Genomic DNA, 5,650 nt, shown 5'->3' with positions numbered 1-5,650 from the left:
AGTCAAGTCCAGACTCCTGTGTAAAATGCTATACAATGTTTTTACCATTTCTACTTATCAAAATTGATGTATTTTCTTGAAGAATAAATCCATTCATCATGTAGGTCCATAAGAACGGCTCCAATTAAGCGATTGGCTGATGTTTGATTGGGGAAGATGCGAATAATCTTTTCTCTTCTGCGTACTTCTTGATTCAGTCGTTCAATTAGATTGGTACTCTTTAGTCGATTGTGGGAATTTCCTTGTACGGTATATTGAAAGGCGTCTTCGAATCCATCATCCAATGATGCGCAAGCTTTTGAATATTTTGGTTGATCGATATAATCATGAATCAATCGATTTTTAGCCTCACGCGCTAAGTTAATATCTGTGAACTTAAAAATTCCTTTAACAGCTTCTCTGAAAGATTTTGAATTTTTTTTAGGAATGGTGGTAAAGATATTTCTTAGGAAGTGAACTTGGCATCTTTGCCAACTTACGTTGGTGAAGGATTTTCTAATGGCAGAGACTAATCCTTTGTGCGCATCAGAAATAACGAGTTCCGTACCTTGTAAACCGCGTTCTTTTAGGTATTCAAAAAATGTTGTCCAGGTCTCTTCGCTTTCGCCACTTTGAATCATGAAGCCGATAATTTCACGGTCGCCATCTTTGGTTATTCCAATCGCTATATGACAGCTTTTTGAGAGTACTCGATTTTCTTCTCGTACTTTTATATAGAGTACATCGGTCATTAAGTAAGGATAATTTTTTTCTGATAATAAACGATTCTGCCACTCGTTAACCATAGGTTCTAGCTGTTCTGTTAAGCTAGAAACGAAGGACTTAGAGACGGATTTACCACAAAGTTCTTCCACAATTTTTGATACTTTACGAGTTGAAACGCCTGATACATACATTTCCAACATTGAAGCCATGAGGGCTTTTTCGTTTCGTTGATAACGTTCAAACACTGTGGGTGAAAAATGGCCATCACGTGTTCTGGGTACTTTTAATTCTAGCGTGCCTACACGTGTCGTAAAGCTGCGCTCATAATAGCCATTTCGTTGACTTTGTCGGTTTTCTGTTCGTTCATATTCTTTTGCTTGAATATATTCTGTTCGTTGATTTTCCATTAGTTGATTAAATACCGTTGTTAAAATATTTTTAGAAACGTCATCCTTTACAGAATATTCAATAATGCTTTGAATCTCTTCGCTTTTCAGTGTAAAATGTACTTGGGTCATGTAAAAGTCCTCCTGGGTATGTTTTTGTCGTTAAAAACATTGTACCGTAAAAGGACTGTTATATGGCCTTTTTACTTTTACACAATTATACGGACTTTATCTATTTTCAGCCTGTATCATAGCTAAACAAATCGAGTTGTGTGTCCGTTTTTGGGCGTTCTGCTAGCTTGTTTAAAGTCTCTTGAATGAATGTATGTTCTAAGTCAAAAAACTCTGACAGCGCCTTTATATAGCTTTCTTTTTCTTCTTTTTTTACTTTAATGATCGATAGCAACAATGATTTAACACTAGCAAGTTGAATGCCACCATTTCTTCCTGGTTTAATCTTAAAGAAAATTTCCTGATTCGCCTTCAGTACCTTCAGCAATTTATCTAATGTCCGCTCAGGAATGCCTAGCGCTTCTCTAATCTCTTTTTTAGTCGTCACCAAATAAGGCTTGTATACATCACTTTTTTCGCTAATATAAGCCATTAAATCTTCTTTCCATTCTGACAAATGAACACGTTGACGTTCACTTCTTTTTTTCTTGAATTTAAACCACCCTTGACGGACAAATAAATCTTTACTGGTTAAATCACTTGATACCCAAGCTTTGCAAAGAATGGTAATGTATTCCCTATTAGCCCCTTGATAGTTTTCTGAATAGGCACTTCTAACAATTTTGATTACTTCTTTTTCTTCTAAGGGTTGATCTAATCGATTATTAAACTCAAACATATTATATTCGCACGTTTCGATTGAATAGCCTGAACTAAAGTAGGCTAAAGAGAGGGTAAACATGACGTTATTACGCCCTATTAAACCCTTTTCTCCTGAAAATTTCGTTTCGTGCAATAAGAGATTAAACCAGGGTTCATCTACTTGTTTTTTGCCTTCTGTACCGCTTAAAACCGTTAGACTTGAACGAGTAAAGCCCTTATTATCTGTTTGTTTGAAAGACCAATCTTGCCATTCTTTGAAAGAATAACGGTAATTGGGATCAAAAAATTCTACATTGTCCGTTCTTGGTATACGAGCAATCCCAAAATGATTGCACGTTAGATCAACTGGCAAAGACTTTCCAAAATATTCTCGGATATTTTGCGAGATTATTTTGGCTGCTTTGACAGATTTAAATTCTGATTTTGAAGTCACATAAACTGGCGTTTCTAAAACAAAATATGCTTGATAACCTTTATCAGATTTGATAATTAACGTAGGCATAAAACCTAAATCAATAGCTGTTGTTAAAATATCGCTTGCTGAAATAGTTTCTTTTGCCGTGTGAATATCAAAATCAATAAAGAAGGTATTGATTTGTCTTAAATTGTTTTCAGAATGTCCTTTCGTGTATGAACGGTTTTCGTCTGCATACGTACCATAACGATAAACGTTTGGTGTCCAATGCGTAAATGTATCTTGATTTTCGTGAATCGCTTCTTCGGAAGTCAGAACAACGCCACGTCCGCCAATCATGCTTTTTTTTGAGCGATACGCAAAAATAGCCCCTTTGCTTTTACCTGGCTTGGTAGTGATTGAGCGAATTTTACTATTTTTAAATTTGTACTTTAACAAGCCGTCATGAAGCACAGTTTCTACAACAAAAGGGATATTCATTCAGCTGTTCTCCTTTCTTACGAAAATTAATTAGTTAGAAGCTACGATCAAAGTTGAATCACAACAAAAAAGGCAATCAACTAAGTTTTTCTTAATTGATTGCCTGGTATCTTCTTAAAGACTTGAAATTCCCTCAAAAACCCGATATAATGGGTTTACAGATATTTAAGTATCTGATTAATAAAGTAATTAAATACTTTACCAAATTTCGGGTCTCGACTTCTTTAATTGATTGGTGGTAATCAATTAAGGCTCGCAACTTATTTTCTTGGCGGAAAATAAGTTGGTCGTGGCTCTTTTTTTGTATTCTTTATTCAGTTCGTTGTTTCGTTATATCTAGTATACCGCTTTTAAAAAAAATAAGCAACAATTTCGTTAAATATATTAACGACAATCATTGCTTCTCTTCTTCTATTTGCAACTCTACTTGTTCTAATTCATTAGGAATTAAGTCAATAACTAAGGTTGAGTTTGTCAATTCTGCAATTCGTTCCAATGTTTTTAATGTCGGATCTGATTTTCCTGATTCAATCAATGAATAATTTGATCTACTCATTTCTAATTCTTGGGAGAATTTTTCTTTTGATTTGGTACCTCTCATCTTTTTTAAGCTTTCTCTAAATGCTAGTTCCAAGTTTCTCCCTCCTGTTTATGTAAATATTTTGCACGTTTTCCATTTAATTATATCGTTACACCTTGTAAATCACAAGTGATTAATCACAAATCACTTGTGATTAGTGATTGTTATTGGTGTTGCCTAGAACGATTCTAAGCACATGTTTAATTTTAAAGTGGGCAATTATCTTTAAAATGTCCTACAATGATTCAATAAAAGCATGGCTGCTAGTGAAACTTGCGACCATGCTTTTAAAAATACTTAATGGGGTCCCGAGCGCTTTAGCTCCTTGGAAGCTGTCAGTAGTATACCTAATAATTTATCTACATTCCCTTTAGTAACGTGTAACTTTCCAAATTTACAAAAGCGACTCATAGAATTATTTCCTCCCGTTAAATAATAGATAACTATTAAAAATAGACAATACTTGCTCATAAGTAACGGTACTTAAATTGTTTACTTTGGCGTGTTTCATTGCTTGATGAAACTGATTTTTAGTAAACAGTTGACGATATTCTCGATTGACCCATTTTGAAACAAAGTACGTATATAGCTTCCAATATTTATCTGGAACATCTGTGGTATGGCGGGTAAGTTTTATTAAGACACTGTTTACTTTTGGTTTAGGATGAAAGCATTCCGCTGGCAGCTTAAGCAATTGCTGAATCGAGACTTGAGTGTGCAAGAGCAACCCTAGTGTTCGGTGAATATCCAAGGTACGCTTGTAGAATCCTTCTTCAACAATCAGATAGATGTCAGACGCATGGCTTTCAAAAACCACTTTTTTAATAATTTGTGTGCTTAAATGGTAAGGAATATTCCCAACAATTTTATACCTCTGTTTGTTAGGGAATTGAAACTGTAGAATATCTTGGTGAATTAAAGTGACACGAATGTTCAGTTTTAATTTTTCTGACGATAAGTTGAATAGATGACTGTCTAATTCAATAGACGTTACCTGTTTACTTATTTTAGCCAGTTTCGTCGTTAAATGCCCTTTACCTGTTCCAATTTCGTAAACGGTATCGGTTTCTTTTAAATTCAATTGTTTTATTATTTGGTTGAGTACTTTTTCACTCGTTAAAAAGTTTTGAGAATATTTTATATTTTTGTTCATGTAATCACTCCTGAAGTGATTACATCTATAAATAAATACAGAAGTTAAACGATTTGTTTGTAATTTTAGTTATCTGTTTAAAAAGTCATAAGATTAGTCACTGGTAGGAATTAATCTAACGTATTTATTTATCTGCGTAATCACTGTTTTTAGTCTGTTTCAAAACAGTAGATGTTTTATCTACATTACGCATTTGGAATACCAACATGACGAATCCCTCCTTCTTAATTACAAATTTTTAGCATCTAATTTAACTTCAATTCCTATTATACAAAATTTTAAGATAATGCACTATCAACACACTCTTAAGTTTGCTTCTAAGTCTTATTTCCATAACTTTAGGGTTAACCATACGCAAGACCAATCACTCTCGGACAATACTCATGATTTTAATGATAAAATCCATGTTAAACCCATAGATAAGAAATACACCTGCAATAACCGTTACCTGTTTGTGCCAATTTAAAAATGCACCACTTTTTTATGATTAAAACGGTTGAAAACTGTACCACTAATAACTCACAATAGAGAGATGTCACCGTCAAGTTAAATGTACAAAATAACAGCGAAATTTTTAAATCTATTTCTTATCGATACAAATTCCTCGTAGGCGCTCGGGACCCCTTAATTAGATTCTCTTTTTAAAAATGAATGCTGATCCTAATACCATTAATGAACCTAGGACAGACAATGCAATATTTTCTGTTTCTCCTGTTTTTGGTAAAACTTTCATTTTTCCGTCTGAACCTTTAACCGTTACTGTTCCGTCTTTTTGAACATCTGCGCCAATTTCTTTAGCTTCAACTTTTTTTGTTGTTCCGTCTGCTAATTGAATGATTGGTTTACTATCTTCAACTGCAACAATCACAACGCCTGTATCTGTATTAACTGGGTTTTCGATTGGGTTTGTGTCTACTGGTTTACTTGGTTCTGTTGGCTCTGTCGGCTTGCTTGGTTCCGTTGGCTCCGTTGGTTCCGTTGGCTCTGTTGGCTCCGTTGGTTCCGTTGGCTCTGTTGGCTCCGTTGGTTCCGTTGGCTCTGTTGGCTCCGTTGGTTCCGTTGGCTCTGTTGGTTCCGTTGGTTCCGTTGGCTCTGTT

General features: G+C 34.8%; 6 protein-coding genes and 1 pseudogene. All 7 read right to left on the bottom strand.

The window, feature by feature from the left end:
• Positions 1–50: 50 nt before the first annotated feature.
• The gene (locus tag IKV95_RS04415) at positions 51–1,223 is read right to left on the bottom strand and encodes an IS256-like element IS256 family transposase (protein WP_000195429.1); all 1,173 of its coding nucleotides are present in this window, start codon (positions 1,221–1,223) and stop codon (positions 51–53) included.
• A 106-nt stretch (positions 1,224–1,329) separates the two neighbouring features.
• Positions 1,330–2,820, bottom strand: a complete 1,491-nt coding sequence (locus tag IKV95_RS04410) for a primase C-terminal domain-containing protein (RefSeq protein WP_287451438.1) — start codon at positions 2,818–2,820, stop codon at positions 1,330–1,332.
• 394 nt (positions 2,821–3,214) lie between these two features.
• Positions 3,215–3,454 carry a helix-turn-helix transcriptional regulator gene (locus IKV95_RS04405; protein WP_002380754.1) on the bottom strand — a complete coding sequence of 80 codons (240 nt, stop codon included), beginning with the start codon at positions 3,452–3,454 and terminating at the stop codon, positions 3,215–3,217.
• A gap of 361 nt (positions 3,455–3,815) precedes the next feature.
• On the bottom strand, positions 3,816–4,553 hold the full coding sequence (erm(B), locus tag IKV95_RS04400; protein WP_001038790.1) for a 23S rRNA (adenine(2058)-N(6))-methyltransferase Erm(B): 738 nt from the start codon (positions 4,551–4,553) through the stop codon (positions 3,816–3,818).
• 124 nt (positions 4,554–4,677) lie between these two features.
• Positions 4,678–4,761: a 23S rRNA methyltransferase attenuation leader peptide gene (locus tag IKV95_RS04395; protein WP_001814874.1), complete on the bottom strand. Its 84-nt coding sequence runs from the start codon at positions 4,759–4,761 to the stop codon at positions 4,678–4,680.
• A 48-nt stretch (positions 4,762–4,809) separates the two neighbouring features.
• Positions 4,810–4,893 (bottom strand): annotated as a pseudogene (locus IKV95_RS04390) (MLS leader peptide); the annotation flags it as partial.
• A gap of 288 nt (positions 4,894–5,181) precedes the next feature.
• A partial coding sequence (locus IKV95_RS04385) for an LPXTG cell wall anchor domain-containing protein (protein WP_287451437.1) occupies positions 5,182–5,650 on the bottom strand: 469 nt, incomplete at its 5' end.

It is taken from the genome of Brochothrix sp. (assembly GCF_017549435.1).
In the GTDB taxonomy this organism is placed as follows: Bacteria; Bacillota; Bacilli; order Lactobacillales; family Listeriaceae; genus Brochothrix; species Brochothrix thermosphacta.
This window is presented reverse-complemented; position numbering and strand designations above follow the sequence as displayed.